This is a genomic window from Variovorax sp. AC194, from assembly GCF_979257995.1.
Map to the genome: position 1 here is coordinate 5,463,057 of NZ_OZ409823.1, position 25,034 is coordinate 5,488,090.

The 25,034-nt window shown below is 66.1% G+C and carries 24 protein-coding genes; 8 read left to right on the top strand and 16 right to left on the bottom strand.

From position 1 onward, the window contains the following. Positions 1 to 34: 34 nt before the first annotated feature. The gene (locus ACZYRS_RS25925; protein ID WP_198785768.1) at positions 35 to 307 is read right to left on the bottom strand and encodes a hypothetical protein; all 273 of its coding nucleotides are present in this window, start codon (positions 305 to 307) and stop codon (positions 35 to 37) included. 60 nt (positions 308 to 367) lie between these two features. Next, on the bottom strand, positions 368 to 691 hold the full coding sequence (locus ACZYRS_RS25930) for a hypothetical protein (protein WP_463421521.1): 324 nt from the start codon (positions 689 to 691) through the stop codon (positions 368 to 370). Positions 692 to 1,210: 519 nt separating this feature from the next. On the opposite strand from ACZYRS_RS25930, the gene ACZYRS_RS25935 reads away from it, so the two are divergent. After that, the gene (locus ACZYRS_RS25935) at positions 1,211 to 1,960 is read left to right on the top strand and encodes an SDR family oxidoreductase (protein ID WP_463421522.1); all 750 of its coding nucleotides are present in this window, start codon (positions 1,211 to 1,213) and stop codon (positions 1,958 to 1,960) included. A 28-nt stretch (positions 1,961 to 1,988) separates the two neighbouring features. On the opposite strand, the gene cynS is transcribed toward ACZYRS_RS25935, so the two are convergent. Next, entirely contained in the window at positions 1,989 to 2,432 is a 444-nt protein-coding gene (cynS, locus tag ACZYRS_RS25940) for a cyanase (RefSeq protein ID WP_463421523.1), read from the bottom strand. 192 nt (positions 2,433 to 2,624) lie between these two features. Next, positions 2,625 to 3,047, bottom strand: a complete 423-nt coding sequence (locus ACZYRS_RS25945) for a nuclear transport factor 2 family protein (protein WP_463421524.1) — start codon at positions 3,045 to 3,047, stop codon at positions 2,625 to 2,627. Between the two features lie 87 nt (positions 3,048 to 3,134). Here ACZYRS_RS25945 and ACZYRS_RS25950 point away from each other — a divergent pair, with 87 nt between their 5' ends. After that, entirely contained in the window at positions 3,135 to 3,722 is a 588-nt protein-coding gene (locus ACZYRS_RS25950) for a TetR/AcrR family transcriptional regulator (protein ID WP_463421525.1), read from the top strand. A gap of 8 nt (positions 3,723 to 3,730) precedes the next feature. Here the strand turns inward: ACZYRS_RS25950 and ACZYRS_RS25955 are convergent, their stop codons facing one another. Further along, positions 3,731 to 5,392, bottom strand: coding sequence for an L-lactate permease (locus tag ACZYRS_RS25955; RefSeq protein WP_463421526.1), 1,662 nt, complete (start codon positions 5,390 to 5,392; stop codon positions 3,731 to 3,733). 147 nt (positions 5,393 to 5,539) lie between these two features. Between ACZYRS_RS25955 and ACZYRS_RS25960 the strand changes: the two genes are divergently transcribed. From ACZYRS_RS25960 to ACZYRS_RS25970, 3 genes are all read left to right on the top strand, one after another. Next, entirely contained in the window at positions 5,540 to 6,424 is an 885-nt protein-coding gene (locus ACZYRS_RS25960; protein ID WP_198785775.1) for a LysR substrate-binding domain-containing protein, read from the top strand. Positions 6,425 to 6,579: 155 nt separating this feature from the next. Beyond that, positions 6,580 to 7,737 carry an alpha-hydroxy acid oxidase gene (locus ACZYRS_RS25965; RefSeq protein WP_463421527.1) on the top strand — a complete coding sequence of 386 codons (1,158 nt, stop codon included), beginning with the start codon at positions 6,580 to 6,582 and terminating at the stop codon, positions 7,735 to 7,737. 136 nt (positions 7,738 to 7,873) lie between these two features. Continuing rightward, positions 7,874 to 9,208: an MFS family transporter gene (locus ACZYRS_RS25970; protein ID WP_463421528.1), complete on the top strand. Its 1,335-nt coding sequence runs from the start codon at positions 7,874 to 7,876 to the stop codon at positions 9,206 to 9,208. On the opposite strand, the gene ACZYRS_RS25975 is transcribed toward ACZYRS_RS25970, so the two are convergent. After that, positions 9,202 to 9,846 (bottom strand): TetR family transcriptional regulator, encoded by a 645-nt coding sequence (locus ACZYRS_RS25975; protein ID WP_463421529.1) that lies wholly within the window; start codon positions 9,844 to 9,846, stop codon positions 9,202 to 9,204. The two genes, ACZYRS_RS25970 and ACZYRS_RS25975, sit on opposite strands and share 7 nt — an antisense overlap. 81 nt (positions 9,847 to 9,927) lie before the next feature. On the opposite strand from ACZYRS_RS25975, the gene ACZYRS_RS25980 reads away from it, so the two are divergent. Beyond that, entirely contained in the window at positions 9,928 to 10,587 is a 660-nt protein-coding gene (locus ACZYRS_RS25980) for an O-methyltransferase (RefSeq protein ID WP_463421530.1), read from the top strand. A 261-nt stretch (positions 10,588 to 10,848) separates the two neighbouring features. Then, entirely contained in the window at positions 10,849 to 11,727 is an 879-nt protein-coding gene (locus ACZYRS_RS25985) for a hypothetical protein (protein ID WP_463421531.1), read from the top strand. 49 nt (positions 11,728 to 11,776) lie between these two features. On the opposite strand, the gene ACZYRS_RS25990 is transcribed toward ACZYRS_RS25985, so the two are convergent. Genes ACZYRS_RS25990 through ACZYRS_RS26020 form a run of 7 tightly spaced genes read right to left on the bottom strand, consistent with a single transcriptional unit; the run spans position 11,777 to position 18,770 of the window. After that, positions 11,777 to 12,106: an L-rhamnose mutarotase gene (locus ACZYRS_RS25990; RefSeq protein WP_463421532.1), complete on the bottom strand. Its 330-nt coding sequence runs from the start codon at positions 12,104 to 12,106 to the stop codon at positions 11,777 to 11,779. 49 nt (positions 12,107 to 12,155) lie between these two features. Then, entirely contained in the window at positions 12,156 to 12,935 is a 780-nt protein-coding gene (locus ACZYRS_RS25995; RefSeq protein ID WP_463421533.1) for an SDR family oxidoreductase, read from the bottom strand. 29 nt (positions 12,936 to 12,964) lie between these two features. Beyond that, positions 12,965 to 14,245 carry an L-fuconate dehydratase gene (locus ACZYRS_RS26000; RefSeq protein WP_463421534.1) on the bottom strand — a complete coding sequence of 427 codons (1,281 nt, stop codon included), beginning with the start codon at positions 14,243 to 14,245 and terminating at the stop codon, positions 12,965 to 12,967. Between the two features lie 34 nt (positions 14,246 to 14,279). Then, positions 14,280 to 15,233, bottom strand: a complete 954-nt coding sequence (locus ACZYRS_RS26005) for a substrate-binding domain-containing protein (RefSeq protein ID WP_463421535.1) — start codon at positions 15,231 to 15,233, stop codon at positions 14,280 to 14,282. Between the two features lie 53 nt (positions 15,234 to 15,286). Beyond that, entirely contained in the window at positions 15,287 to 16,324 is a 1,038-nt protein-coding gene (locus ACZYRS_RS26010; RefSeq protein WP_463421536.1) for an ABC transporter permease, read from the bottom strand. Between the two features lie 17 nt (positions 16,325 to 16,341). Then, positions 16,342 to 17,853 (bottom strand): sugar ABC transporter ATP-binding protein, encoded by a 1,512-nt coding sequence (locus ACZYRS_RS26015; protein ID WP_463421537.1) that lies wholly within the window; start codon positions 17,851 to 17,853, stop codon positions 16,342 to 16,344. A 35-nt stretch (positions 17,854 to 17,888) separates the two neighbouring features. Continuing rightward, complete coding sequence (locus ACZYRS_RS26020) at positions 17,889 to 18,770, bottom strand: amidohydrolase family protein (RefSeq protein WP_463421538.1); 882 nt, start codon at positions 18,768 to 18,770, stop codon at positions 17,889 to 17,891. A gap of 188 nt (positions 18,771 to 18,958) precedes the next feature. Between ACZYRS_RS26020 and ACZYRS_RS26025 the strand changes: the two genes are divergently transcribed. Continuing rightward, entirely contained in the window at positions 18,959 to 19,750 is a 792-nt protein-coding gene (locus tag ACZYRS_RS26025; protein ID WP_463421539.1) for an IclR family transcriptional regulator, read from the top strand. Here ACZYRS_RS26025 and ACZYRS_RS26030 read toward each other — a convergent pair. From ACZYRS_RS26030 to ACZYRS_RS26040, 3 genes are read right to left on the bottom strand one after another with little or no spacing between them, the layout of a single operon-like run. Continuing rightward, positions 19,738 to 20,727, bottom strand: coding sequence for a tripartite tricarboxylate transporter substrate-binding protein (locus ACZYRS_RS26030; RefSeq protein ID WP_198785788.1), 990 nt, complete (start codon positions 20,725 to 20,727; stop codon positions 19,738 to 19,740). The genes ACZYRS_RS26025 and ACZYRS_RS26030 overlap by 13 nt on opposite strands. A 30-nt stretch (positions 20,728 to 20,757) precedes the next feature. Then, entirely contained in the window at positions 20,758 to 22,128 is a 1,371-nt protein-coding gene (locus ACZYRS_RS26035) for an alpha/beta hydrolase family protein (RefSeq protein WP_463421540.1), read from the bottom strand. Next, a complete protein-coding gene (locus ACZYRS_RS26040) occupies positions 22,125 to 24,917 on the bottom strand; it encodes a tannase/feruloyl esterase family alpha/beta hydrolase (protein WP_463421541.1) in 2,793 nt (930 codons plus the stop codon). The genes ACZYRS_RS26035 and ACZYRS_RS26040 overlap by 4 nt, the downstream gene beginning before the upstream one ends. Positions 24,918 to 25,034 lie beyond the last annotated feature (117 nt).

Consider the following 25,034-nt stretch of genomic DNA (forward strand, 5'->3'; position numbering starts at 1 on the left):
CTGCGAGGTGACTGCGGTGAAGCATCACCGCGCCTCAATGAAAGAAGACCAACACCGCACCCGCCAACGCACCGACCGAGAGGATGCCGAAAAGCCATACGGTGCCGGCGAGGTCGCCCAAGCCGAAGGCCGAATTCCAGCGCTTGAGTTGATGTTGCTCACTCAAGGGGATGTGAGCCACATCTTGACCCAGCCCTTTGGCCGTCTGCGAGTACGGCACCGAATCGGCCGGCGTCGAAAGACGCGCGGCGTCGTAGGCAAGGTACGCAAACAGCGCTGAGGCAATCATCAAGAACCACGGAAGCATTGCTTGTCCTCAAGTTGGCGATGAATCATGCCTCAGGGTCGCCGGAGGCGACCCTGTGTATCAATGCGCCTTGCCTACCTCTTCGCACTGGCCTTCGATCTCGGCGTGCAGCATGCCAAGTGAGGCGATGGCCAACCGTTGAAGCGATGCGCGATCGGCCGCGCTGAGCAGAGGCGCGGGGCCGTTCGATGAATGCGCTTCGTCGCGTCGATCTTCATCCCACGCAAGCAATTCCATCAACGTGTACGCGCCCTGTACCACGTCGCGCGCGTCGTTGAGGAACAAGGCGTATCGCCGTTCTTTGTGGTCGAGCCCCTGAACGGGATTCCACACAAAGGGTTTGAACTGCGCACTGTCGTGCGCGTTGATTGATGACTCGGCCATTTTTGGCTCTCTCCCTGTCGATTCAGCTGTTGCTACAACCGCCGCCCGTACTGCAAGTAAAGGCGGCGGCTCGAACGGGTTAGCAGACCGGGAACCGCGTGCGAAACCGGCAGGGCGCGAGCCCTCCCATCCGAGCCGCCTAAAAAGAAAGCTGGAATAGAAAAAGCCGCAGGACCATTGCGGTTTGCGGCTTTCACCGCGGTTCGTTCTAGGCTGCTAAACCCGGCCTCGTTCGTCACAAGGCGAGTGGAATGTAGCGGTGGCGTTGCCCCTGAGTCAATCGATCCCGGACATCAGGCGAATGTTGCGCCAACAACTGCACGAAATCTCGGCTACCTCCGGCCGATCAATGTCTCTGCATCAAATTGACTTGCATCGCGTTTCGCAGAATCAGGCAAGAACCCCGTTCGATCCGGATACCGCTCCACCACCCATCCGCACGAAACTTCTCTCCATGCCCGGCGCGCCCTTCGCGCCATGGTCCACCCAACACCTACCACCCAGCACGAGGAGTTTTGTATGAGCGCAATCCAGGAAAAAGTCGTCCTCATCACCGGTGCGAGCAGCGGAATCGGCGAGGCCACCGCGCGGCTGCTGGCGCGGCGTGGGGCCAGTGTGGTGCTCGGTGCGCGGCGCACCGACAAGCTCGAAGCCCTCGCGGCCGAGATCAACGCGACGGGCGGTTCGGCGAGCTTCCAGCATCTCGATGTGACGCATCGCCCCAGCATGGAGGCCTTCGCCGAGTTCGCCTTCGACACGCACGGGCAGATCGACGTGCTGGTCAACGCGGCGGGCGTGATGCCGATGTCGCCGCTGTGGAACCGCAAGATCGAGGAGTGGGAACTCATGATCGATGTGAACCTGCGCGGCGTGCTGCTGGGCATCGCGGCCGTGCTGCCGACGATGCAGCTGCAGGGCTGGGGCCACATCGTCAACGTGACGCCGGTATCCGCGCAGGGCGTGACGCCTGAGGCGGCCGTGTACCACGGCACGCAGTACGCGGTGAACGCGGTCTCCGAGGGGCTGCGCCAGGAGCATGCGGGGCACCTGCACGTGACGGTGGTGAGCCCCGACGTCACCGGCTTCAGCGATCCGCTGGCCGAGCGCCTCGCCGCGAGCTATCGCTTCGAGCGCATGCACACGCGGCGGCGCCTTGCCTCGCCGGCCGAGAGCGTCGCGCGATCGGTGGCCGGTGCCATCGAGGGCTACGGCATCACAATGCCTGTGCGGCCCGGCACGGTGTCCAGGCCGGCCGCTCACGCGTGGTGATCGACTAACTCGGCGAACAGCGGCCGCGTCAGTAGGTCTTGTATGGCAGAAACTTGCCCGACAGCACCACGTTGACGCGGTCGCCCTTCGGGTCGGCCTGGCGCTGGATGTCCATGCTGAAGTCAATCGCGCTCATGATGCCGTCGCCGAACTCCTCGTGGATCAGCTCCTTGATGGTGGTGCCGTACACGCTCACGATTTCGTACCAGCGGTAGATGAGCGGGTCGGTCGGCACGGGCGTGGCGAGCGACCCCTTGTAGGGCACGACCTGGAGCCACTTCTGCTCTTCCACGGTGAGGCCGAAGATCTTGCCGACGGCCTTGGCCTGCTTGTCGTCGAGCGTCATCTGGCCGAGGCACGCGGCGGTGGTCCATTCCTTCGACTGGCCGACCTTCCTGGCCACGTCGGCCCACTGGATGCCCTTGGACACCTTCACGGTGATGATCTTCTCGGTGACGTCGTTGCGGTTCATGCTGCTTGGCTCCTGGGTATGAAAGGGATGGGGCAGGACAAGCAACAGACATGCCCAGCGGACTTGCTCCCTCTCCCCTTGGGGAGAGGGTTGGGGTGAGGGTGCGTCGGCGATGGGCGAAGCGCAGCCCTGCAAAGGCTGCACGCCCTCACCCTAGCCCTCTCCCGCAAGCGGGAGAGGGGACAAGACCGGTCAGCGCTCCCAGCGGAACTTGCGCTCCGACTCCGCGATCGGCTGGTCGTTGATGCTCGCGTAGCGCTTCTGCATCAGGCCGTTCTCGGCGAACTCCCAGTTCTCGTTGCCGTGGCTGCGGAACCACTGGCCCGCGGCGTCGTGCCACTCGTACTCGAAGCGCACCGCGATGCGGTTGTCCATGAAGGCCCAGAGCGTCTTCTTCAGGCGGTAGTCCGTCTCGCGCTCCCACTTGCGGGTGAGGAACTCGACCACCGCTTCGCGGCCGTTGACGAAGTCGGCGCGGTTGCGCCACTCGGTGTCGGGCGTGTAGGCCAGGCTCACGCGCACCGGGTCGCGGGTGTTCCAGGCGTCTTCGGCGGCCTGGACCTTCTTGGTCGCGGTCTCCAGGGTGAAGGGCGGCAGCGGCGGGCGGGATTCCATGAGCGGGCTTTCGGTGGTTGATGGGTTGTCGAGGCCCGCAATGTGCCACGAAGTAGACAGGTCTGTCTACATGCCTACAATCTCGCCATGGACATCTCCGCATTGCCCGCGCGCGAGCGCATCCTGGTCACCTCGCACGACCTCTTCTATCGCGACGGCATCCGCGCCACCGGCATCGACCGCGTGATCGCCACCTCGGGCGTCACCAAGGTCACTTTCTACCGGCACTTTCCTTCCAAGGACGACCTGGTGCGCGAGTTCCTCGACTACCGGCACACGCGCTGGATGGCGTGGTTCGTCGATGCGCTGGGCCGGCGCGGCGCGCACGAGCGCGAGGGCGATGCCAACGCGCTCTTGCTGCTGGCCGACGTAATGGCCGAGTGGTTCGCCGACCCGGTGTTCCGCGGCTGCGCCTTCATCAACGCAACGGCCGAAGTGGGTGGCAGCGTGCAAGGCGCGCTGGAGCGCTCGCGCGCGCACAAGCGCGAGATGGTCGAGGTGATCGCGGGCCTGTTGCCCTCTCAACTGCCCGCGCGCATGGCGCTCGCGCAGGCCGCGGGCATCGGCGTGGACGGCGCGATCATCAAGGCCCAGATGGGCGATGCCGCCGTGGCGCGCGAAGCTGTCGAGGACCTGCGCCGGTTGCTGGAGGCGCTGGTGGCCTCCGCCGAATAGTTGAATAGTTACTTCACGACCATCAACGTGAACGGCCACACATAGGCCTGCAGCGTCACGTAGAAGCCCACCAGGCACGCGAGCGCGATGGAGTGGAAGAACACGTAGCGCAGGATCTCGCCCTCGTGGTTGAACCAGCGCGTGGCGGTGGAGGCCACCACGATCGACTGCGCATCGATCATCTTGCCCATCACGCCGCCCGAGCTGTTGGCCGCGCCCATGAGGTTGGGGCTCAGGCCCAGCTGGTCGGCCGCCACCTTCTGCATGCCGCCGAAGAGCACGTTCGATGCGGTGTCCGAGCCCGTGAGCGCCACGCCCAGCCACCCCATCAGCGTGCCGAAGAACGGGTAGAACACGCCGGTGTTGGCAAAGGCCAGGCCCAGCGTCGTATCGAGCCCCGAGTAGCGCGTGAGCGTGCCGAGCGCGAGCATCAGCATGATGGTGAGCAGCGAGAACTTCACCAGCCACAGCGTGCGGCCGTAGGCGGCGACGAGCTGGACCGGGTTGTACTTCATCACCAGCCCGCCCACGATGGCGGCCATCAGGATGCCGGTGCCCGTGGCCGAGAGCAGCAGCAGCTGGTACACCGCGCCTTCCTTCGTCGGCTTGGGCACCACCGGCGCCACCTTCTCGATCATGTTGTGCAGGCCGTCGATGGGGAAGTTGGGCGCGAAGATGCCGTTGAGCCAGGTCTTGACCGTGGGCAGGCCCCAGATGAACACGAACACGGTGAGGATGATCCACGGCGTCCAGGCGCGGATGACCGCGGCGCCCGAGTGCTTCGCGGGCGCAGCGACCGGACCGGCTTCGCCGCCGTCTTTTTCATGGCCCTTGAGCGAGACCGAGGTCCACACCGTCCTGGGCTTCCACACGCGCAAGAAGAGCACCAGGCACGCCATCGAGACCAGGGCCGCGATGATGTCAACCAGCTCCGGACCGATGTAGTTCGACACCAGGAACTGCGGGATCGCGAACGACAGGCCCGTCACCAGGATGGCGGGCCACACCTCCATCATTCCCTTGCGCCCCGCGAAGGCCCAGATGAGCCAGAACGGCACCAGGAGCGAGAAGAACGGCAGCTGCCGCCCGATCATCGCGGTGACCGCCATCAGGTCGTAGCCATGCACCTTGGCCAGCGTGATGACCGGCGTGCCCAGCGCGCCGAAGGCCACCGGCGCGGTGTTGGCGATGAGCGAGAGCCCCGAGGCCGCGAGCGGCGAGAACCCGAGGCCGATGAGGATCGCCGCCGTCACCGCCACCGGCGTGCCGAAGCCCGCCGCGCCCTCGAAGAAGGCGCCGAAGGCAAAGGCGATGAGCAGCAGCTGCAGGCGCCGGTCTTCGGTGATGCCGGCGATGGAGTCCTGCAATACCTGAAAGCTGCCGTTCTGCTGCGTGAGCTGCTGCAGGAAGATGATGTTCAGCACGATCCAGCCGATGGGCAAGAGGCCCGTGATGCCGCCGAGAAATGCCGCCTTGCCCGCCATGTCGGCCGGCATGCCGAAGGCGAAGACCGCGATGGCCACGGCGCTCAGCAGGCCGAGCCCCGCCGCGTAATGCGCCTTCACATGCAGGAGCCCGAGGCTCACGAGCATGACCACCACCGGTATCGCGGCCAGCGCCGTCGATACCACCATATTGCCGAACGGGTTGTAGACCTGTTGCCAGACCATGGGTTTGTCTCCTGTTGGATTTGGTTATGAGACGGTGTGCGCAGCGCACCGAAAAATCGCCGAAGGCAACACAAGACAAACGAGAAAGACGCCACGAGCCACCGACAGCGATTCGCTAACATCCTACCCCCGGGCACCCAACAACAGATGGCATCGACGCGACTCCCCTCGACCCAGGGCCTGCAGGCCTTCGAGGCCGTCGCACGGCTGCGCAGCGTGAACCTCGCGGCCGAGGAACTGAGCGTCACGCCCAGCGCGGTGAGCCACCGCATCCGGCAGCTGGAGACGCAGCTCGAACTCAAGCTCTTCTCCGGCAACGACTTCGGCCTGAGCGCCGAGGGTGTGGCCTACCTCGCCCGCGTGCGCGAGGCCATTGCGGCGCTGCAGCAAGTGCCCGGCCGCGAGCCCGCATCGCAGGTGCGGCGGCTGCGCGTGGCGGTGACGCCCACGTTCTCCCGCCAGATGCTGCTGCCGCGGCTCGCGCGCTTTCGCGATGCCTATCCGAACATCGAGCTGATGCTGCAGGTGACTATGCCCGTGCGCAACATGACGGCCGAGGAGGCCGACCTGGAACTGCGCTTCGGCACCGGCCCCTTCCACGACCGCGAGTTCTGCCAGCTCCTGGCCGACGACGTGGCGCCCGCGTGCAGCCCCGCGTACCTGCAGCGCCACGGCCCGTTCGAGGGCTTTGCGACCGATGCGGAGGTCTCGCGCGTGCAGCTGCTGCGCACGCCGCTCGAATCGTGGCGCACGTGGTTCAAGGCGCACGGCATCGGCCTGCCGGAGCCGGCCACGGGCCACCAGTTCAACGACCTGGGCCTCGCGCTCGATGCGGCGGCCGAAGACTTCGGCGTGGTGCTCATGCACCTGAAGCTGGGCAGCGCCTGGCTGGAGAACGGGCGCCTCGTGCGGCTGTCGGCCGAGAGCGTGCCCTCGCCCAACGCCTACTTCCTGTGCTGGCGGCCGGGCGCGATGGAGCGCTGGGAGTGCGCGACCTTTGTCGAGTGGCTGCGGCAGGCCCTGCGGGACTGACCGGCCGAGCGGGCGGCTGAATTCTTTTCAGGTCAGCCGCCGGTATTTTTCAGATCGTGTTCCGCCTGGGGCGCCACACTCGGCCCGCGGCGGAGCCTGCCCATAATGCCCGCTCGCGCGATCGAACAAACAGAGACAACCCAGGAGACTCCCCCGTGGCCGACCTTTCCAAGATCACCAACATCGAAGACTTGCGGGTGATCGCCAAGCGGCGCGTGCCGAAGATGTTCTACGACTACGCCGACTCCGGCGCGTGGACCGAGGGCACCTACCGCGCCAACGAGAGCGACTTCCAGAAGATCAAGCTGCGCCAGCGCGTGGCCGTGAACATGGAGGGCCGCTCCACCCGCACCACGATGATCGGCCAGGACGTGGCGATGCCCGTGGCCATCGCGCCCACGGGCCTCACGGGCATGCAGCACGCCGACGGCGAGATCCTCGGCGCCCGCGCGGCCAAGGCCTTCGGCATTCCGTTCACGCTCTCGACCATGAGCATCTGTTCGCTGGAAGACATCGCCGAGAACACCGACCGCCACCCCTTCTGGTTCCAGCTCTACGTGATGAAGGACCGCGACTTCATCGAGCGCCTGATCGAGCGCGCCAAGGCCGCCAACGTGACCGCGTTGCAGCTCACGCTGGACCTGCAGATCCTCGGGCAGCGTCACAAGGACATCAAGAACGGCCTCACCGCGCCGCCCAAGCCCACGATCAAGAACCTCATCGACCTGGCGACCAAGCCGCGCTGGTGCATGGGCATGCTGGGCACCAAGCGCCGCACCTTCGGCAACATCGCGGGGCATGCCAAGGGCGTGAAAGACCTGTCGTCGCTCTCGTCGTGGACTGCCGAGCAGTTCGACCCCGCGTTGAGCTGGGCCGATGTCGAATGGATCAAGAAGCTCTGGGGCGGCAAGCTCATCCTCAAGGGCATCATGGACGTGGAAGACGCGCGCCTTGCGGCCTCGAGCGGCGCCGATGCGCTCATCGTGTCGAACCACGGCGGCCGCCAGCTCGATGGCGCGCCCTCTTCCATCGCCGCACTGCCGGCCATCGTCGAAGCGGTGGGCAGCGAGATCGAGGTGTGGATGGATGGCGGCATCCGCAGCGGGCAGGACGTGCTCAAGGCCCGCGCGCTCGGCGCACGCGGCACGATGATCGGCCGCAGCTTTCTCTACGGCCTGGGCGCCCACGGGCAAGAGGGCGTGACGCGCGCGCTGCAGATCATCCACAAGGAGCTGGACATCACCATGGCCTTCTGCGGCCACACGCAGATCGACACGGTCGATTCGAGCATCCTGCTGCCCGTGACCTTCTAAGCCCCTTTCCATACCGCCTGTATGGCCCCTTCGGGGGTAGGCGGATGCGGTTCTTGCTGACACGCGCCACCCTCATGCAAGCGCAAAATGTTGTAGCGACAACAACATAGCCGGCCTGCACGGCGGCACAGCCATCATGAGCGCAGTCACGCCCACCCAAGGAGGCCAGGCGGCCTCTTCGTCCAATCCCCCGCACTACACGGCCGAAGAAAAACGGCACCGCGTCTTCGCCATCATGGCGGCCTCGTCAGGCAACCTGGTCGAGTGGTTCGACTTCTACGTGTACGCGTTCTCGGCGCTCTACTTCGCGCCGGCCTTCTTCCCCAAATCGGACCCCACCGCGCAGCTGCTCAACACGGCCGGCGTGTTCGCGGCCGGCTTTCTCATGCGGCCCATCGGCGGCTGGCTCTTCGGCCGCGTGGCCGACAAGCTCGGGCGCAAGACCTCGATGCTCATCTCGGTCACGATGATGTGCGCCGGCTCGCTGGTCATCGCGTGCCTGCCGACCTATGCGCAGATCGGCGCGTGGGCGCCCTTCCTGCTCTTGGTGTGCCGCCTGTTCCAGGGCCTCTCGGTCGGCGGCGAATACGGCACCACGGCGACCTACATGAGCGAGGTGGCGCTTCGCGGCCAGCGCGGTTTCTTCTCGTCGTTCCAGTACGTGACGCTCATCGGCGGACAGCTGCTCGCGGTGCTCGTGATCGTGGTGCTGGAGCAATTGCTCACCGAGGCCGAACTCAAGTCGTGGGGCTGGCGCATTCCGTTCGTGATCGGCGCCATCGCCGCGGTCGTCGCGCTGCTGCTGCGCCGCACGCTGCATGAAACGCAGAGTGCCGAAGCCAAGGCCAACAAGGAGGCCGGCAGCATGGCCGGGCTCTTCAAGCACCACACGCCCGCGTTCCTCACGGTATTGGGCTACACGGCCGGCGGCTCGCTGATCTTCTACACCTTCACCACCTACATGCAGAAGTACCTGGTGAACACGGTGCACCTGCCGATCAAGACGGCGAGCTATGTGATGACCGGCGCGCTGTTCGTCTACATGTGCATGCAGCCGGTGTTCGGCGCGCTGTCGGACCGCATCGGGCGGCGGACCAACATGCTGCTGTTCGGTGGCCTCGGTGCGCTCGCGACCGTGCCGATCCTCACGGCGCTGCAGTACACGACGAGCCCCGTGCTGGCCTTCGTGCTGATCATCGCGGCGCTGGCGATCGTGAGCTTCTACACGTCGATCAGCGGCATCGTGAAGGCGGAGATGTTCCCGCCCGAAGTTCGGGCGCTGGGTGTGGGCCTTGCCTATGCGGTGGCCAATGCGATCTTCGGCGGATCGGCCGAGTACGTGGCGCTGGGGCTCAAGTCACTGGGGCACGAATCGGCGTTCTTCTGGTACGTGAGCGCAATGATGGTGATCGCGTTCCTGGTGAGCCTGCGGCTGCCGAAGCAGGCGAGCTACCTGCATCACGATCATTGACGGGCGGGGCGTCTCTGGAGGCTCTCCATGTAGACGCAGAACATGTCGGCCATCGAATCCGCCCAGGCCGCGATCTGGGCGTAGGTTCGGGGGCTCTCCGAAAAGTCTTTCCCCACCGCGCTGAGCGTTGCAATGATGAGGTCGCCCGCCATGGCGCGCGTGGCGTCTGAGGCCGCCGGCAGTGCCTCGGCCATGAATACGCGGACGATTTCGTCGCCCGCGGCGCGCACCTCCTGCGCCTCGGGTGCGTCCCGATAGAACGGCGCCGCATCGCCGAGCGCCGTTCGCACTTCGGCTTCTTCGCACTCCGAGCGAATGAACGCATGCGTGAGCAGGCGCAGGCGCTCCAGCGCGGGCCGCTGCGCATCGCCGAGGATGCCGCGCATCATCTCCGTGGTCTGCCGCCATTCGTCGCTCTGCAGGCGGAACAGGATCGACGCCTTGTTCGGGAAATATTGGTACACCGACCCGACGCTCACACCGGCCCGCTCGGCGACGCGCGTGGTCGTGAAGCGGTGCACCCCCTCCTTCGCCAAAACCTGAACAGCGGCCTGAAGAATGGCCCCAAGAAGGTCGGCCGAGCGCGCCTGCTTGGGCTGTCTGCGAGAGGAGATCGGGGTGCTTCGGCGGTCGGTCATGGCGGTGCTGCGGAACGCGAATGGAAAACATGAAGGGTTCTTCATATTATTTCGCATCTGCTTTTCAACCGAAAGAACCCTGTGACGACGACCTTGACCACCGCCCCCCTCGCCCCCTTGCTGGACCGCCTGTTCCAGGAGGCCGGCGCTACAACCAGCCCCGCCGTTGCCGGCATCAGCCCGGCGGAGCGCCAACGGCTGATGCACAGCAAGACCGAGTACCTCGACTTCTACAGCCGCCTCAAGGACATGTGGCTGCCGGTGTCGCGCGAGACCGGCGTGCTGCTGTACCAGCTGGCGCGCAGCACGAACGCGCGGCACATCGTGGAGTTCGGCACCTCATTCGGCCTCTCGACCCTGTACATGGCCGCGGCGCTGCGCGACAACGGCGGTGGCCGGCTGATCAGCAGCGAGTTCGAGCCTTCGAAGATCGCCAAGGCGCGCGAGCATCTTGCTGAGGGGGGCGTGAGCGACCTGGTGGAAATCCGCGAAGGCGATGCGCTGAAGACGCTTGCCGTCGATCTTCCCGAGTCCATCGACCTGTTGCTGCTAGATGGCGCGAAGTCGCTCTATAACGATGTGCTGGCACTGATCGAACCCCGTCTGCGGCCGGGTGCGCTGATCGTGGCGGACAACGCGGACTACAGCCCGGAGTACCTGGCGCGTGTGCGCTCTCTGGATAGTGGATATCTGTCCGTGCCGTTTGCAGACGACGTGGAGTTGTCGATGCGGTTGGGATAAGGCGCTTCCAATAAGAAATTACGGCAGCGAATAAAAACGGCCGACCTAACGATTCAGATATTGCGCGCAAAAAAGTAACGCTTATTGCTACGCAATGAATGCTTAGCCCGGCCACCTATTGAAGGCGCATCTCGGGACCTCGGTGGGCTTTCGTGACTTATTGCACGCCAGCCAGAAGCTGATCCTGATGGACCCAATTTGTCATCAGCGAACAAAAAATTACAACCAATAATCGGCCTCCAATATCAAAGAGGAGGAATTTTGAAGAACACAGTTCTCAACAACATGCCGCGCGCGCGGCTTCTCGCCATCGCAGCCGCTGCTGCAGCGATTTCTGCATGTGGCGGTGGTGGCGGCGGCGGAGGAGGCGGATTTCCCATCTTGCCAATTGCGCCCGCACCAGCACCCGCGCCTCCCTCGGAGCCCGCGGCGGACAACTCGGCTCCCTGCTTCAATGAAGCCGATTTCCGCGAAGGAACAACGGTCGAATTCGAAGCGGCGAAGGTCGGCGCGGATGCGGCAGCCGAGCCTTTCCATAGAAAGAGCGTGACCGAAAAACGGGAAGCGTTTGCCGGCGCCAATCCGATTTCCGCCAATGTGGAATCGAGCACCGTGAGGATCATGCGGGCCCTGCAGAGCACCGTCAAAAAAGAATACAAGGATCTGGTCGGCGGAAATATCCTGCTTTACGGCAAGTCCACGACATACACGCAGACGATCGATCCGGACTTCGCAGCAACGCTTTCCCCCGGCTTTCCTACGGACAAGCTCATTTTTGTTTCGCAGGCGTATGAGCCGCCGTTTACGTTCCCGGTGGACATGAAGCCCGGCCAGGTCGCGAGCCAGAAATCGACGGTCACCAAGACCAAGGTCGTGGATGGCCGCAGCGATCCGGCAACCTCCTTCGCGGCAACCGGCGAATTGACCTATGTCGGCCGCGAGAAACTGACAACGGCGCTCGGCACGTTCGACACCTGCAAGCTCTCGCTGAAGATCACGGTCGGTGCTTCGGTGATCTCGACGGACGCCACCCGGGAGTTCTGGCTGGCGGCAGAAGGCCCTTACCAAGGTCAACTGCTCAAGGGCGGCGATACGAAATCGTCCTGGCTCGTGACGAAGATGACCTACTCGCCCAAGTAAGGCGCTGAACAGTCTTTAGAACAACGGACCCTTCGGGGTCCGTTTTTCGTTACAGCGCGAAGATCCGATCCATGGCGATCCACTTCTCCCTTTCAGGCGTCCAGGGCGTAGGCGCCTGAAACTTCCACATCAGCTCTTCCCACTCGCGAATCTTCGGATCGTCGCGCGACGCAGCCGCCATCGCCTCCGCGTCATACCGCGCATCGTCCGTCTCCATCAGCATCACCATCCGCGTGCCGAGCCGGTAGATCTCCATCCCCGTCACACCATGCGCATGCAGATGCGCGCGCACCTCGGGCCAGATGTTGCGGTGGTGCGCTTCGTATTGCGCGATCAGCGCCGCATCGTCTTTCAGGTCGAGGGCAAGGCAGTGGCGCATGGTTCGTTCGGTCCGTGGTCGATGAAAGAAAAAATGAAAAAGCGAGCGCTCAGGTCAACGCCCGGTCCAGATGCGTATATCCGCCATCCACGAACACCCACTGCCCCGTCGTATGTGAAGAAGCCGTGTCCGACAGCAGGAACACCACGGTGTTCGCAATCTCCTGCGGCGTCGTCATCCGGCGTCCCAGGGGAATCTTCTCGGTGATGGTCGCGAGCTTGCGGTCGGGCTCGTCGAAGGCGGAGATCCAGCGCTGGTAAAGCGGCGTCATCACCTCGGCGGGAATCACCGCGTTGACGCGCACGCCCTCTTCCAGCAACGACGCAGCCCACTCGCGCGTCAGCGACAGCTGCGCGCCCTTGGCCGCGGTGTAGCCGCTGGTGTTGCCCTGCCCCGTCAGCGCCGTCTTCGACGAGATGTTCACGATGGCCCCGCGGCTTACCTTCAGGTGCGGCAGGCAGAAATGTGCCATCACGTAGTAGTGAACGAGGTTCCGATCCAGCGACGCGACGAACGCCTCGCGCCCCGCCTCCAGGCCCACGCTGTCGTTCACGCCCGCGTTGTTGACCAGCCCATCGATGCGCCCGAACTCCGCGACAGCGCTGGCGATCGCCTGGCTGCAAGCCGCCTCTTCCATCAGCTCGAATTGAAGGAAACGCGCCCGCGGCTGCAGCCCGCGCAGTTCTTCCTCGAACGCCGCGTCCAGCGGATTCTTTCCGCAGATCACCGGCACCGCCCCTTCGCGCGCGAGCGTGAGCGAAATGGCCGCGCCGATGCCGCTGCCGCCGCCGGTGACGAGCACCACCTTGTCTTTCAGATTCAAGTCCATGACTGCGCGACGCCCTTCCTGTTGTTCACTTAACCGCGAAAGCGATAACGCTCGAGCGACTCGGGCTTCATCGTGATCGAGAAGCCCGCGCCCGTCGGCGGCATGTACGCCGCATTGCGGACCACGCAGGGCTCGACGAAGTGCTCGTGCAGGTGGTCCACATACTCGATCACCCGCCCTTCGCGCGTGCCCGAGACGCAGAGGTAATCGATCATCGACAGGTGCTGCACGTACTCGCACAGCCCCACCCCGCCCGCGTGCGGACACACCGGCAGCTTGTACTTCGCGGCCATCAGCATCACCGCGAGGATTTCGTTCACGCCGCCGAGGCGGCACGCATCGATCTGCACCACATCGATGGCGCCGCGCATGACGAACTGCTTGAACATGATGCGGTTCTGGCACATCTCGCCCGTGGCCACCTTCACCGCGGGCGCGATGCCTTCGCGGATCTTGCGGTGGCCTTCGACGTCGTCGGGGCTCGTCGGCTCCTCGATGAACCAGGGCCTGGCGAACGCCAACTGCTTCACCCAGTCGATGGCCTGGTCGACCTCCCACACCTGGTTGGCGTCGATCATCAGATGGCGATCGGGGCCGAGCACCTCGCGCGCCACCGTGAGCCGGCGGATGTCGTCCTGCAGGTCGCGCCCCACCTTGAGCTTGACGTGGTTGAAGCCCGCATCGACCGCCTCCTGCGCAAGCCGCCGCAGCTTCTCGTCGGAGTAGCCGAGCCAGCCGGCCGACGTGGTGTAGCAGGGGTAGCCCTCGGCCTTCAGCGTTTCGATGCGTTCGGCCTTGCCCACGGCCGCATCACGCAACAGCACCAGCGCTTCCTCCGGCGTGATGCAGTCGGTGATGTAGCGAAAGTCGATGCAGCGCACGAGGTCCTCGGGGCGCATGTCCGCCACGAGTTGCCACACCGGCTTGCCTTCGGACTTGGCCCACAGGTCCCACATCGCATTGACCACCGCGCCGGTCGCCAGGTGGATCGCGCCCTTGTCGGGGCCGATCCAGCGCAGCTGGCTGTCGGAGGTGATGTGCCGCCAGAAGCGGCCCATGTCCTCCGCCACCCACTGCAGGTCGAGCCCGACGACCAGGTGGCGCATCGCCTCGATGGCCGCGCAGCAGATCTCGTTGCCGCGGCCGATGGTGAAGGTCAGGCCATGGCCTTCCAGCCCCGGCCGGTCGGTCTCCAGCACGACGTACGCCGCGGAGTAGTCCGGGTCGGGGTTCATCGCGTCGGAGCCGTCGAGCTGCTGCGAAGTGGGAAAGCGCACGTCCAGTACGCGCAGGGATCGAACGATGGTCATGAACGGGGCCTTCGGAGAGAGACGGAGAGAGGGATCAGTCGTACAGAACAGCGGCGATCTTGGGGTCCGCGATGTTCGTCTTGTCGTACCAGAAGAAGCCCGTGTCCACGACCTTGGGCAGCTTCTCGCCCTTGATCGCCTTCACCGCCATCTCCACGGTCTTGTAGCCCATGCCCACGGGGTTCTGCGTGATCGCGCCGGCCATGCTGCCGTCGAGGATCGCGTTCTTCTGCTGCTTGCCGGAGTCGTAGCCGATGATCACGACCTTGCCGTTGCGCTTCATCTCCTTGACGCCATTGACCACGCCGATGGCCGAGCCCTCGTTGGCGCCGAAGATGCCCTTCAGGTTCGGCGAGGCCTGCAGGATCGACTTGGTGATCTCGGTCGATTTCAACTGGTCGCCGCCGCCGTACTGCACGCTCACGATCTTGATGTTCGGGTAGGTCGACTTGATGCGGTTGACGAACCCGTCGCGCCGGTCCACGCCGGTGCGGCTGGTCTGGTCGTGCACCACGAGCGCGACCTCGCCCGACTTGCCGATCATCTCGGCCATCTTGTCGGCGGCCAGCGCGGCGGCGGCCTTGTTGTCGGTCGTGGTGGTGGTCACGGGGATGTCGCTGTCCACGCCCGAGTCGAACGCGACCACCGGAATCTTCGCGGCCTGCGCCTTCTTCAAGAGCGGAATGGCGGCCTGGCTGTCGAGCGCGGCGAAGCCGATGGCTTGCGGCTTCTTGGCGAGCGCGGCGGAGAGCATGTCGATCTGCTTGTCGACCATCGCCTCGGTCTCGGGGCCCTCGAAGGTGACCTTGACCTTCAGGTCTTTCGCGGCCTGCTCGGCACCCGATTTCACGGCCTGCCAGAACTGGTGCTGGAAGCCCTTGGAGACGAGCGGGATGTAGATCTCTTGCGCCTGCTGCGCGTGCGCGAAGCCCGCGAGGCCGATGAGGGCCGCGCCCAGCGCGGTGGTGACTGCTCTTCGTTGAATCATGCAAAGGTCTCCTGTGGTTGTAGAAATTGGAAATCGCAAATCGAAAAATCGGGTCAGTGCTTGTTGCTGCCGCGCCGGCGCAGGATGTCCGCATACACGGCCAGGATGATGATCACGCCCGTGATCACCGTCTGCCACTCCTGCGCGACCGAAAGAATGCGCAGCCCGTTGGTCAGCACGCTCATGATGAAGGCGCCGATGATCGTGCCGACGATGGTGCCGGTGCCGCCGCTGAGCGACGTGCCGCCGATGACCACCGCCGCGATCGCATCGAGCTCGTAGCCTTGCCCCAACGCCGGCTGCGCGGAGTTCAGGCGCGAGGCGATCAAGAGGCCCGCGATGCCGCAGATGCCGCCGCTCACCGTGTAGACCAGGACCTTCCAGAAATCGGTGTTCACACCCGACAGGCGCACCGCCTCCTCGTTGCTGCCGAGCGCGAAGGTGTAGCGGCCGAAGATGGTCTTGTTGAGCAGGATGCTCGCGACGACGGCGACCACGAACAGGATCAGCACCGCGTTCGGAATCGGCAGCGACGGAATGAAGTAGCCGATCAGCGAATCCTGCGAGATCGCCGGGAAGTCCGGCGTCTCGTTGAAGTAGATCGGCTTGGTGCCCGAGATCACCAGCGACAGGCCCTTGAGCAGCATCATCATCCCCAGCGTCGCGATGAAGGGCGGGATCTTGAGCTTGGCGATCAGCACGCCCGAGACGAACCCGGCCAGCGCGCCGAAGAAGATCGCCGCCGCGATGCCCAGCGCGAGCGGCATGCCCATGTAGGTGAGCACCACGCCGGCCATGACGGCGCAGAAGGTCATGAGCGTGCCCACCGAGAGATCGATGCCCGCGGTGATGATGACGAAGGTGCAGGCGATGGCCAGCACGCCGTTCACCGCGGTCGATTGCAGGATGCTCACGAGGTTGTCGGTCTGCAGGAACTGCGGCGAGGCGACGCTGAAGAACACCATCAGCGCGATGAGGCTGGCGAAGGCCAGGAGCTTTTGCCGCGTGGCGGGGCGAAAGAGCCGCGCCTTCAGCGAGAAGCCGGACGTATCTGAAGGGGTCGCGGCGGTGGTAGCGATAGGGGTCGTCAAGGGGTTGTCTCCAGTCGTCATGCGGTGGCTGCAGCTTCGCGCCGGGTGGCGAGCTGCATGATCTTTTCCTGCGAGGCCTCGCGCCCCGCCAGTTCGCCGGTGATGCGGCCTTCGCACATCACCAGCACGCGGTGGCTCACGCGCAATATCTCGGGCAGCTCCGACGAGATGATCACGATGGCCTTGCCCTGGGCGGCCAGCTCGTTCAGGAGGCGATAGATCTCGGCCTTGGCGCCCACGTCGATGCCGCGCGTGGGCTCGTCGAAGAAGAGCACGCTGCAGTCGCGCAGCAGCCACTTGGCGATCACGATCTTCTGCTGGTTGCCGCCCGAGAGCAGCCGCACCTGCTGGCGCACCGAGGGCGTCTTGATGTTGAGCTGCTTCACATAGCGCTCGCCCGCCGCCTCGATGGCCGCCTGGTCGATGAAGACACCCATCGACAGGAACTTCTTCATGCTCGGCAGCGCGATGTTGGTTTCCACATCCATGCCGGTCGCGAGGCCGAAGTGCTTGCGGTCTTCGGAGAGGTAGCCGATGCCGTGCGACACCGCGTCCTCGGGCGAGCGGATCGACACCTTCCTGCCGCGCACGAAGACCTCGCCCGCATCGATGCGGTCGGCGCCGAATACCGCGCGCGCAAGCTCCGTGCGGCCCGCGCCCATGAGCCCCGCGAAGCCCAGGATCTCGCCCCGGCGCAAGATGAAGCTCGCATCGCGCACCATCGCGCCGCGCGTGATGCCGCGGGCCTCCAGCACGATCTCGTTGCCCGAGGTGTCGGGGAAATCGTTCGCCACCTCGGTGAGCTGGCGGCCCACCATCATGGCGATGAGCGTGTCCATCGGCGTCTCGGCCATCGGCACGGTGGCGATGTACTGGCCGTCGCGCATCACGGTCACGCGGTCGGCAATGCGCTTCAACTCGTCCATCTTGTGCGAGATGTAGACGATGGCCACGCCCTGCGATTTGAGCTGGCCGATGATGCGGAACAGGTCGGCCACCTCCTCGTTGTTGAGGGCGGCGGTGGGCTCGTCCATGATGAGCACGCGCGAGTCGAACGAGAGCGCCTTGGCGATTTCCACCATCTGCTGCCTGGCCACCGTGAGTTCGCCGACCGGCGTGTGCGGGTCGAGCCTGAGGTTCATGCGCGCGAAGATGCGCTCGGCCTCCACGCGCATCGCATCCTCGTCGATGAAAAGACCCAGGCGCCCGCGCGGCTCGCGGCCGATGAAGATGTTCTGCGCGGCGCTCAGGTGGTTCATCAGGTTGAGCTCCTGATGGATGATGCCGATGCCCAGCGCCTGCGCGGCGCGCGGGCTCGCGATGTCCACGGGCTGGCCGTCGATGCGCACCTCGCCCGAATCCTTGCCATAGACGCCGGCCAGCACCTTCATGAGCGTGGACTTGCCCGCGCCGTTCTCGCCCATGAGCGCATGCACCTCGCCGGGCAGCAGGTCGAACTGCGCCTTGTCGAGGGCACGCACGCCGGCAAATGATTTGCAGAGGTCGCGGATGGTGACGATGGGTTGCATGAGGTGGTGCGTTCGTGCGTTCGTGCGTTCGTTCTTCAGTCCGTGGACGAGATGCCGTAGAAGTGCTGCGCGGTGCGGCGCCAGACCTGCGCCTGCCCGTGCGGCGGCAGGCTGCCGATGAGCGCCTCGCTCGCCGCGATCCAGCCCGCGTAGTCGCCGGCCAGCGTGAGCACGGGCCAGTCGCTGCCCCACATCAGGCGGCCGGGGCCGAAGCAGCGCAGCAGCACGCCCCAGACCGGGCGGATGGCGCGCACGAGCGCATCGACATCGCCGCGCATCGCGGCCGGTGCTTCGGTCCAGAGGCCCGAGAACTTGCAGCAGACCTGCGGCAGCGCGGCCAGCTCGGTCATGTGGCGGCGCCATGCGGCGAAGGCCTCGCCGTTTTCCGCGTCGCCCACTTCGGGCTTCGCTGCGTGGTCGATCACCACGGGCAGTTGCGGCCACGCCTTGACGAAGTGCAACAGCGCGGGCAGCTGGCGCGGCTTCACCAGCGCGTCGAAGCGCAGGCCCAGGCGCACCATCGCACGGATCGCATCGGGGTGCGGCGCGTGCGCGATCCAGTCGTCATCGGGCAAGTCCTGCAGCATCGGCCGCACGCCCTTGAACTTGGGGTGGCACGCCATGCGCTCCAGCGAGGCCGCGGCATCGCGGCGGCTCAGGTCGACCCAGCCGACCACGCCGCCGATCGCCTTGTGCGCGCTGGCCAACTCGAGCATGAAGTCGGTCTCGGCCTCCGACCCAGCCGCCTGCACCAGCACTGTCCGCGCCACGCCGTGCGCTTGCAGCAGGGGCGCGAGATGCTCGGGAAGAAAGTTGCGCATGAGCGGTGCCAGCGCCGGCACATCGGCGCGCAGCCACGCATAGTCGCCGCGCGCGGGTCGCCAGAAATGCTGATGCGAGTCGATGCGCTGTGTCATGACTTGACGCCGGCCGCGGTGCGGCGCGGACGCCTTGCCCCTTCAGTCCATATACGAACAGAGTATTTACATACGAACTTTCATCGTCAAGAGCTCAGGGTCGGGGCTTACCCGTAAGACGAAAACTTGCCAAAGGCCAATGCTGCTGGTGAAATTCATCTGTGAACAAACCCCTGAATTCCGCCATCTTGGACAAGCCCACCGACGACCCCGAGCGCTATCGCGCCCCCGCCCTGGACAAGGGACTGGACATCCTCGAGCTGCTCGCCGAACAGCCCGAGGGCCTCACGCGCGGCGAAATCGTGAAGGCGCTGGACCGCGGCCCGAGCGAGATCTACCGCATGCTCGAGCGGCTGGTGGCGCGGCGCTACGTGCTGCGCTCGCCCGCGGGCGACCGCTACAGCATGAGCCTGAAGATGTTCGACCTGGCCCACCGCTACCCGCCCACACACCGGCTGGTGGCGCAGGCGCTGCCGGTGATGGACCGCTATGCGAAAGAGGCCGAGCAGGCCTGCCACCTGGGCGTCTACGACCGGGGCAACGTGCAGATCGTCGCGCAGGTCAACAATCCCTCCGCCATCAGCATGACGGTGCGCCCGGGCACCCGCGTGAATCTGCTGGACACCGGCTCCGGCCAGGTGCTGCTGGCCTGCGAGTCGGACGCGCGCCGCCGGCAGATGCTGGCCGAACACGTCGCGCTGGACGGCGAGGTGCAGATCCCGCCCGATGAACTGGAGCACATGCTGGAGGCCGTGCGCGCCACGGGCTACAGACAGCGCGAGAGCCTGCAGTACTTCGGCGTGATCGACATCTCGTGCCCGATCCTCGGGCCGCACGGCCATGCGCTGGCGGTGCTCACCACGCCGTACATCCGGCGCATCGACCGCCACGCGATTCCGTCTCTGGACCGCGCGCGCGAGCTGATGCTGCAGGCCGCGCGCGAGCTGTCGCTGGTGGCGAACGCCGCTCAGTCCGCGTAGACGCCGGCCGCCTTGATGACGGGCGTCCACTTCGCGATCTCGCCGATCACGAACTTCTTGTGGCCCGCGGGCTCGATGCGGCCATCGGTCGCGACCACGGCGCCCAGCAGCTCTTCGCGCTTGATGAAGTCCGGGTCTTTCAACGCCACCTTCAGCGCATCGTTGAGCTTCTTGAGCACCGGCGCCGGCGTGCCCTTGGGCGCATACAGGCCGTGCCAGATCGTGACCTCGAAGTTCTTCAGGCCCGCTTCGTCCAGCGTGGGCAGGTCTTTCAGGAGCGGCGTGGTCAGGCGGTGGGGCGTGGTCACGGCATAGGCCTTGACCTTCTTGGCCTCGATCTGCGGCGAGGTGTTGGTGCTCTGGTCGCACAGCAAGTCGATCTGCCCGCCGATCAGGTCGGTGATGGCGGGCGCCGTGCCCTTGTAGGGCACGGGCGTCATCTCGGTCTTGGTCGCGCTCTGGAACAGGAGGCCGCACAGGTGCGAGGCCGAGCCCACGCCCGCGTTGCCGATGTTGATCTTGCCCTTGTTGGCGGCGATCCAGGCCGTCAGTTCCTTGTAGTTGTTGGCCGGAAGGCTCGGCTTGGAGATCAGCGTCATCGGCACGTCGTTGACGATGCCCAGGTACTCGAAATCGCTCTCGACTTTGAACGGGACGTTGCGCACCAGCGTCGGCACGGTCGCCATCGCGATGTGGTTCAAGAGCAGCGTGTAGCCATCGGGGTTGGCGCGCGCCACCTTGGCTGCGCCGATGGAGCTGCCCGCGCCGGGCACGTTGTCGATGATGACGCTCGCGCCGCCCAGGGGCTTGCGCAGCGCTTCGGCCAGGTCGCGCGCCACGCGGTCGGTCGGGCCGCCTGCGGCGAAGGGCACGACGATGGTCACGGGCTTGCCCGCGGGGAAGTCCTGCGCGTGGGCGCCAATGGTCAGGCCCAGGGTGGCCAGCGCAACCGCCGCGAGGGCGAACATTTTTTTCATGGAAGTCTCCGTCAAGGTCAAAAAAGAAAATCAGGGCGCGCGCGAAGGCACGCGGCTCTCCAGCGTGGGCGGTTGCCACTCGGGCTTGATGTGGCAGCCGTTCTTGCCGTCGGTGTCGTAGCGCGGCGCGAGCGATGCGCAGCGTTGCGCCAGGCTCTGCGGCGTGGGCTTCTCGCCCTTGTCGATCCAGTCCATCAGCGCACCGAAGAGCGCGGGGTATTCCGAATCGCTGAGATAACTGTGCTCGCGCTCGGCGCTGAAGCTCTGCACCAGGTTGCCGCCGGTGCCGGCCGCGTCGCGGATGCGGCGGTAGGCGTTCTCGAGCTCCACGAACGCGGTCGGATCGTCGATGGCATGCAGCCCCACCGTGGGCAGCGAGGTGCGGCCCGTCGGCTGGCTGTCGGCCGCGAGCGCGCCCTTGGCCTGCGGGTCGGCGGCGTAGCGCGCAACGCCCGCGTTGAGCGCCGCGTCGTCGGCCGAGCCGCTGTAGACCACGCCGATGTTGCCGAAGGGGTTGCGGCCGTTCAGGCGCTTCTGCACCAGGTCCTGGAAGAGCCACGTCGCCCAGTTCAGGTGGCCGACGAGCGAGCGCTCCTGGATCTTCACGACCGAGAGGATCGTCTTCAGGCGCGCCGCCTGCTCGGGCGTGCGCTGCGCGGCGGGCATGCCGACGCCGGTGCATTCCTTCACGCGCGCGGCGAGTTCGGCGCGGGTGAGTTTCGAATCGATCGGCAGCCCCATCCACAGCGGGTACTGCGGCTCGTCGGGACGCGGATGGTTGCGGCAGACGTACTGGTAGACCACGCGCAGGTCGAGCCGGAAGTCGTAGGCGCTGTTGCCGCCGCCGAGCACACCACTCGTGAGCAGCAGGCCGTCGTAAGGACTCTTCGCCATTGCTGCGTCACCTAGCGGCGCATAGAGTTCGGCCGCCTTCGCCGCCACGCCCGCGCCGTAGCTCTGCCCGTGCAGCAGCGTGCGCTTGGGCTGGCCGAAGTGGCGCACGAAGATCTGGCGCAGGCGCTCGGTGTCTTCGGCCGCCATCGTCACGCCGTAGCCGCCGCGCCGGTAGGTGGAGCCGGCCCAGGCGTAGCCGGCCTTCACGGTGACGGCCCAGCGCTTCAAGTCTTCCTCGCTGCGCTCGAGCTTGGGCGGGCCGGTCTCGGGGCCGCCGTGGGCGTGCATCACGAGCACGCGGTTCGCGTCCTTCGTCCAGTCCTTCGGGATGGCGATCCAGTAGAGCGCGCCGGTGCCGTCCTCACCGGTGTAGCAGCGCGCGGCCTCGGGGACGGGGGACGGGCAGGTGGCGGGCTTGGGTGCTGTTGCCGGCGCTGCGTGCGCGGACAGCAGCGGGGCCGTGCCGAGCAGTGCGAAGGCGGCAAGTTGCGACAGTTGTTTTTTCAATGGCGTACTCCGAGTTCCAGCGCCGCGTTCGTTCCATCGGTGGTGACGAAGCCCAGGACGCCGCTGTTGAAGATGAAATTGCCCGGCCGGCCCGCGTCGGCCTGCACTACGCCGGGCACCGGCGTGTCGTAGCCCAATGATGCCGCAGCGCCGCCGAGGTTGAAGTTGCTGCCCGCGACCGTCGCCTCGCGGCTCTCGCCCTTCACGCTGGCCATGGCGTAGCTGCCGTCGGCCGCGCCCGCCATCAGGCTTTGCTGCAGGCCGAAGATGCGCAGGCCCGCGGTGGCGGCCGCATCGCGCACCAGGTGCAGCGGCACCGCGGTGCCATTGACCAGCCCGATCACCATCGAGCCGCTGAGCGTGCCGCCGGTGGTGACGGCGCCGCCGGTCGGCGCGGTGGTGCGCACGTCGAAGGCGCCATGCGTGGTGTTGTAGGTGATGTAGCCCTTCTCGGTCTCGGTGCAGTTGGCGTCGTAGATCATGAAGCTGCCGGCGCTGCCCGCCGCGCTGCGGCAATACTGGAAGGTGCCCGCGTTGCGAAGGCGCACCGCGCCGGCGTAGGCCGCGGCGGTGCCGGTGCCCTGCTGCACGCCCACCGTGTTGAAAATGTTCGCCACCGGATTGAAGACCGCGGGCGAAGCCGTGTTCTCGAAGGTGTTCTGGAACGCCACCAGGGGCGAGAAGCCGCCGCCGCTCGGCGGGTTCACGCCGCCCAGCAGCACGCCGCCCGGCGCGAAGCTGAAGACCGCGCCGCTCTCGTTGCTCGTGTAGCTGCAACTGCCCTGCGCCACCAGCGAGCCGGTGCGCACCGTGCCGGCGGTGCGCTGCAGGCTGGCATCGATGGTCACCGTGTAGGCCATGGTGGCCGGATCGATCTGCACGCGCAGTTCTTCGCCGAAGCTGTTGCCGCCCTTGTAGGTGGTGGCGGTTGCGGGCAGGTTGGGGCAAGCCAGCGGGTCGCCGACCTCGGTCACGCAGCTGTAGTTGACGGCCGCGTCCAGGCTGCCGGCGCCGCGGTACTTGGGCCACGACGGGAACAGGCACAGCGGACGCGTGCGGCCGTAGCTGCCAGCCACCGCATCCACCGCCACGCCGGTGGCGGGCGCGAGGCCGCCCTCGACCCAGCCTTCGAGCGCGGCGAGCGAGTCCCAGTTGGGAATGAAGCTGCCGGTGCCGTGACCCATGCCGGGCACGGTGTAGAAGCGCACGTTCTGGTCGACCGTTGCCTGGCCGACCGTGGCGATGAGTTGCTTGTAGTAGTCGATGGTCGAGTTCGGGCTGATCACCTCGTCGGCCAGGCCGTGCAGCATGATGAGCCGGCCGCCGTGCGCGAAGAAGGGCGCAAGGTTCGGGTTGGTCGCATCGGTGAGGTTGGAGACCTCGGTCACCCGCGCGGCATAGCTGCCCGGGTCCAGCGGGTCGAAGGTCAGCGAGTCGAAGCCCGCGATGCGCGTGACGAAGAACTTCACCCACTGGTCGCCGGTGACGTACATGTTGGCGTCGGCCGAGGTGGCCGGGTTGGCCGGCACCGGACGCGTGCCGAGGTCGCGCGTGGTGTACGGGCCGGCGACGAGCGCGCCTTCCAGGATGTTGTAGCCGCCCGCGCGCTTGACGCCATTGCCGAGCGAGTAGGTCGTGAAGTCGAGCGGCGATTCGATGGTGCGCACGGTGGCCAACTGCGCGTCCGAGAGGCACGTGTTGCCCGTGTCCGCCCCGCCGGAGCAGCGCAGCGAAGCGAGGATCTGCGTGTTCAGCAGCCGGCAGCTTTCCACGTTGCTCACGATGTTGTCGGCCGCGCCGTCCAGCTTGTCGCAGGCCTGCATCGCGGCCTTCTGCACCAGCAGTGTCTTGGCCACGTTCATCCAGCCCGCGCCGCCGTTGTTGTAGAGCGCACGCCCCACCGCCACGTTCGACAACCGCGTGCCGGTGTAGTTGAGCGCCGGTTCGTTGGCGATCACGCCGTCGTAGTCCTCGGGCCAGCGCTGGATGTAGCTGAGCGCGTCGCGCCCCCCGGTCGAGGTGCCGAGGAAGTAGGCGTGCTTGGGCTTGACGGCATAGCGCGCGAACACCAGCGCTTGCGCCACGTCGCGCGTCTTCTTGAGCGACAGGCCGCCGTAGTTGGCCAGCTGCTCGTCGTTGGCCGCGAACTTGCCGTCGGTGATGCTGCTCGACTGGTGGCCCGAGTCGTCGCCGTAGGTGGCATAGCCGAGCGCGAGCGGCGCGGGCTTGCCGGCGGGGCCGAAGCGAATGACCTCGGTGCCATCGATCAGCACACCGTCGAAGCCGCCGCCGCCGAAGTGGATCGTCTTCTGGTTCCACTTCTCGGGCAGGTTGACCGCGAAGTTGATGAGCTGCGACGCCGGGTCCACCGGCTGGATGGTGCCGCGCACGCGGCAGTAGTCGCCCAGCTGGTTGCCCGCGTCGGTCGCCGCCACGGGCGTGGCGCTGACGACGGTCGCGCCGCCCGTGGGCAGGCTGATGAGCGAGGCGGGCAGGCTCTTGCCAGCGAGGTCCGCGCAGGCGACCACCGGCACCACCGGCGGCGGATTCTCGGGCGGGTTGCCGGGCGGATCGGTGTCGGGCTGCCCGCCGCTTGCTGGCGGGTTGTTCGGCACGATCGGGAAGAAGCCGGCGCCGCCGCCGCCTCCCCCACCGCCGCCACAGGCGGCCAGGACCAGGGAAACCAGCGAGATGCCGATCACGGGGCCGATCGCGGGGCCGAGCGAACGGCGGGCGCGACGGGCGGCGTCGATCATCGAAAGAATCGGGCGGGGGCGCGGTGGGCGCATGGTCTTGTCTCCGGCATGCGGCCTCGGTGGGCCGCTCTTTTTTGAATGGGCGGCCGGACGATAGGTGTACGAGTGACCTTGGGTCAAATAAAATAAAAGTACACATCCGATACGAAA

What these genes read in the sequence shown, in the direction of transcription:
- ACZYRS_RS26000 (WP_463421534.1), bottom strand. Translation starts at nt 14,245, where the DNA reads ATGACCATCGTTCGATCCCTGCGCGTACTGGACGTGCGCTTTCCCACT.
- ACZYRS_RS25995 (WP_463421533.1), bottom strand. Translation starts at nt 12,935, where the DNA reads ATGGACTTGAATCTGAAAGACAAGGTGGTGCTCGTCACCGGCGGCGGC.
- ACZYRS_RS26020 (WP_463421538.1), bottom strand. Translation starts at nt 18,770, where the DNA reads ATGACACAGCGCATCGACTCGCATCAGCATTTCTGGCGACCCGCGCGC.
- ACZYRS_RS25925 (WP_198785768.1), bottom strand. Translation starts at nt 307, where the DNA reads ATGCTTCCGTGGTTCTTGATGATTGCCTCAGCGCTGTTTGCGTACCTT.
- cynS (WP_463421523.1), bottom strand. Translation starts at nt 2,432, where the DNA reads ATGAACCGCAACGACGTCACCGAGAAGATCATCACCGTGAAGGTGTCC.
- ACZYRS_RS26030 (WP_198785788.1), bottom strand. Translation starts at nt 20,727, where the DNA reads ATGAAAAAAATGTTCGCCCTCGCGGCGGTTGCGCTGGCCACCCTGGGC.
- ACZYRS_RS25990 (WP_463421532.1), bottom strand. Translation starts at nt 12,106, where the DNA reads ATGCGCCACTGCCTTGCCCTCGACCTGAAAGACGATGCGGCGCTGATC.
- ACZYRS_RS25950 (WP_463421525.1), top strand. Translation starts at nt 3,135, where the DNA reads ATGGACATCTCCGCATTGCCCGCGCGCGAGCGCATCCTGGTCACCTCG.
- ACZYRS_RS25960 (WP_198785775.1), top strand. Translation starts at nt 5,540, where the DNA reads ATGGCATCGACGCGACTCCCCTCGACCCAGGGCCTGCAGGCCTTCGAG.
- ACZYRS_RS25975 (WP_463421529.1), bottom strand. Translation starts at nt 9,846, where the DNA reads ATGACCGACCGCCGAAGCACCCCGATCTCCTCTCGCAGACAGCCCAAG.
- ACZYRS_RS25930 (WP_463421521.1), bottom strand. Translation starts at nt 691, where the DNA reads ATGGCCGAGTCATCAATCAACGCGCACGACAGTGCGCAGTTCAAACCC.
- ACZYRS_RS26005 (WP_463421535.1), bottom strand. Translation starts at nt 15,233, where the DNA reads ATGATTCAACGAAGAGCAGTCACCACCGCGCTGGGCGCGGCCCTCATC.
- ACZYRS_RS26015 (WP_463421537.1), bottom strand. Translation starts at nt 17,853, where the DNA reads ATGCAACCCATCGTCACCATCCGCGACCTCTGCAAATCATTTGCCGGC.
- ACZYRS_RS26040 (WP_463421541.1), bottom strand. Translation starts at nt 24,917, where the DNA reads ATGCGCCCACCGCGCCCCCGCCCGATTCTTTCGATGATCGACGCCGCC.
- ACZYRS_RS25955 (WP_463421526.1), bottom strand. Translation starts at nt 5,392, where the DNA reads ATGGTCTGGCAACAGGTCTACAACCCGTTCGGCAATATGGTGGTATCG.
- ACZYRS_RS25970 (WP_463421528.1), top strand. Translation starts at nt 7,874, where the DNA reads ATGAGCGCAGTCACGCCCACCCAAGGAGGCCAGGCGGCCTCTTCGTCC.
- ACZYRS_RS25945 (WP_463421524.1), bottom strand. Translation starts at nt 3,047, where the DNA reads ATGGAATCCCGCCCGCCGCTGCCGCCCTTCACCCTGGAGACCGCGACC.
- ACZYRS_RS25935 (WP_463421522.1), top strand. Translation starts at nt 1,211, where the DNA reads ATGAGCGCAATCCAGGAAAAAGTCGTCCTCATCACCGGTGCGAGCAGC.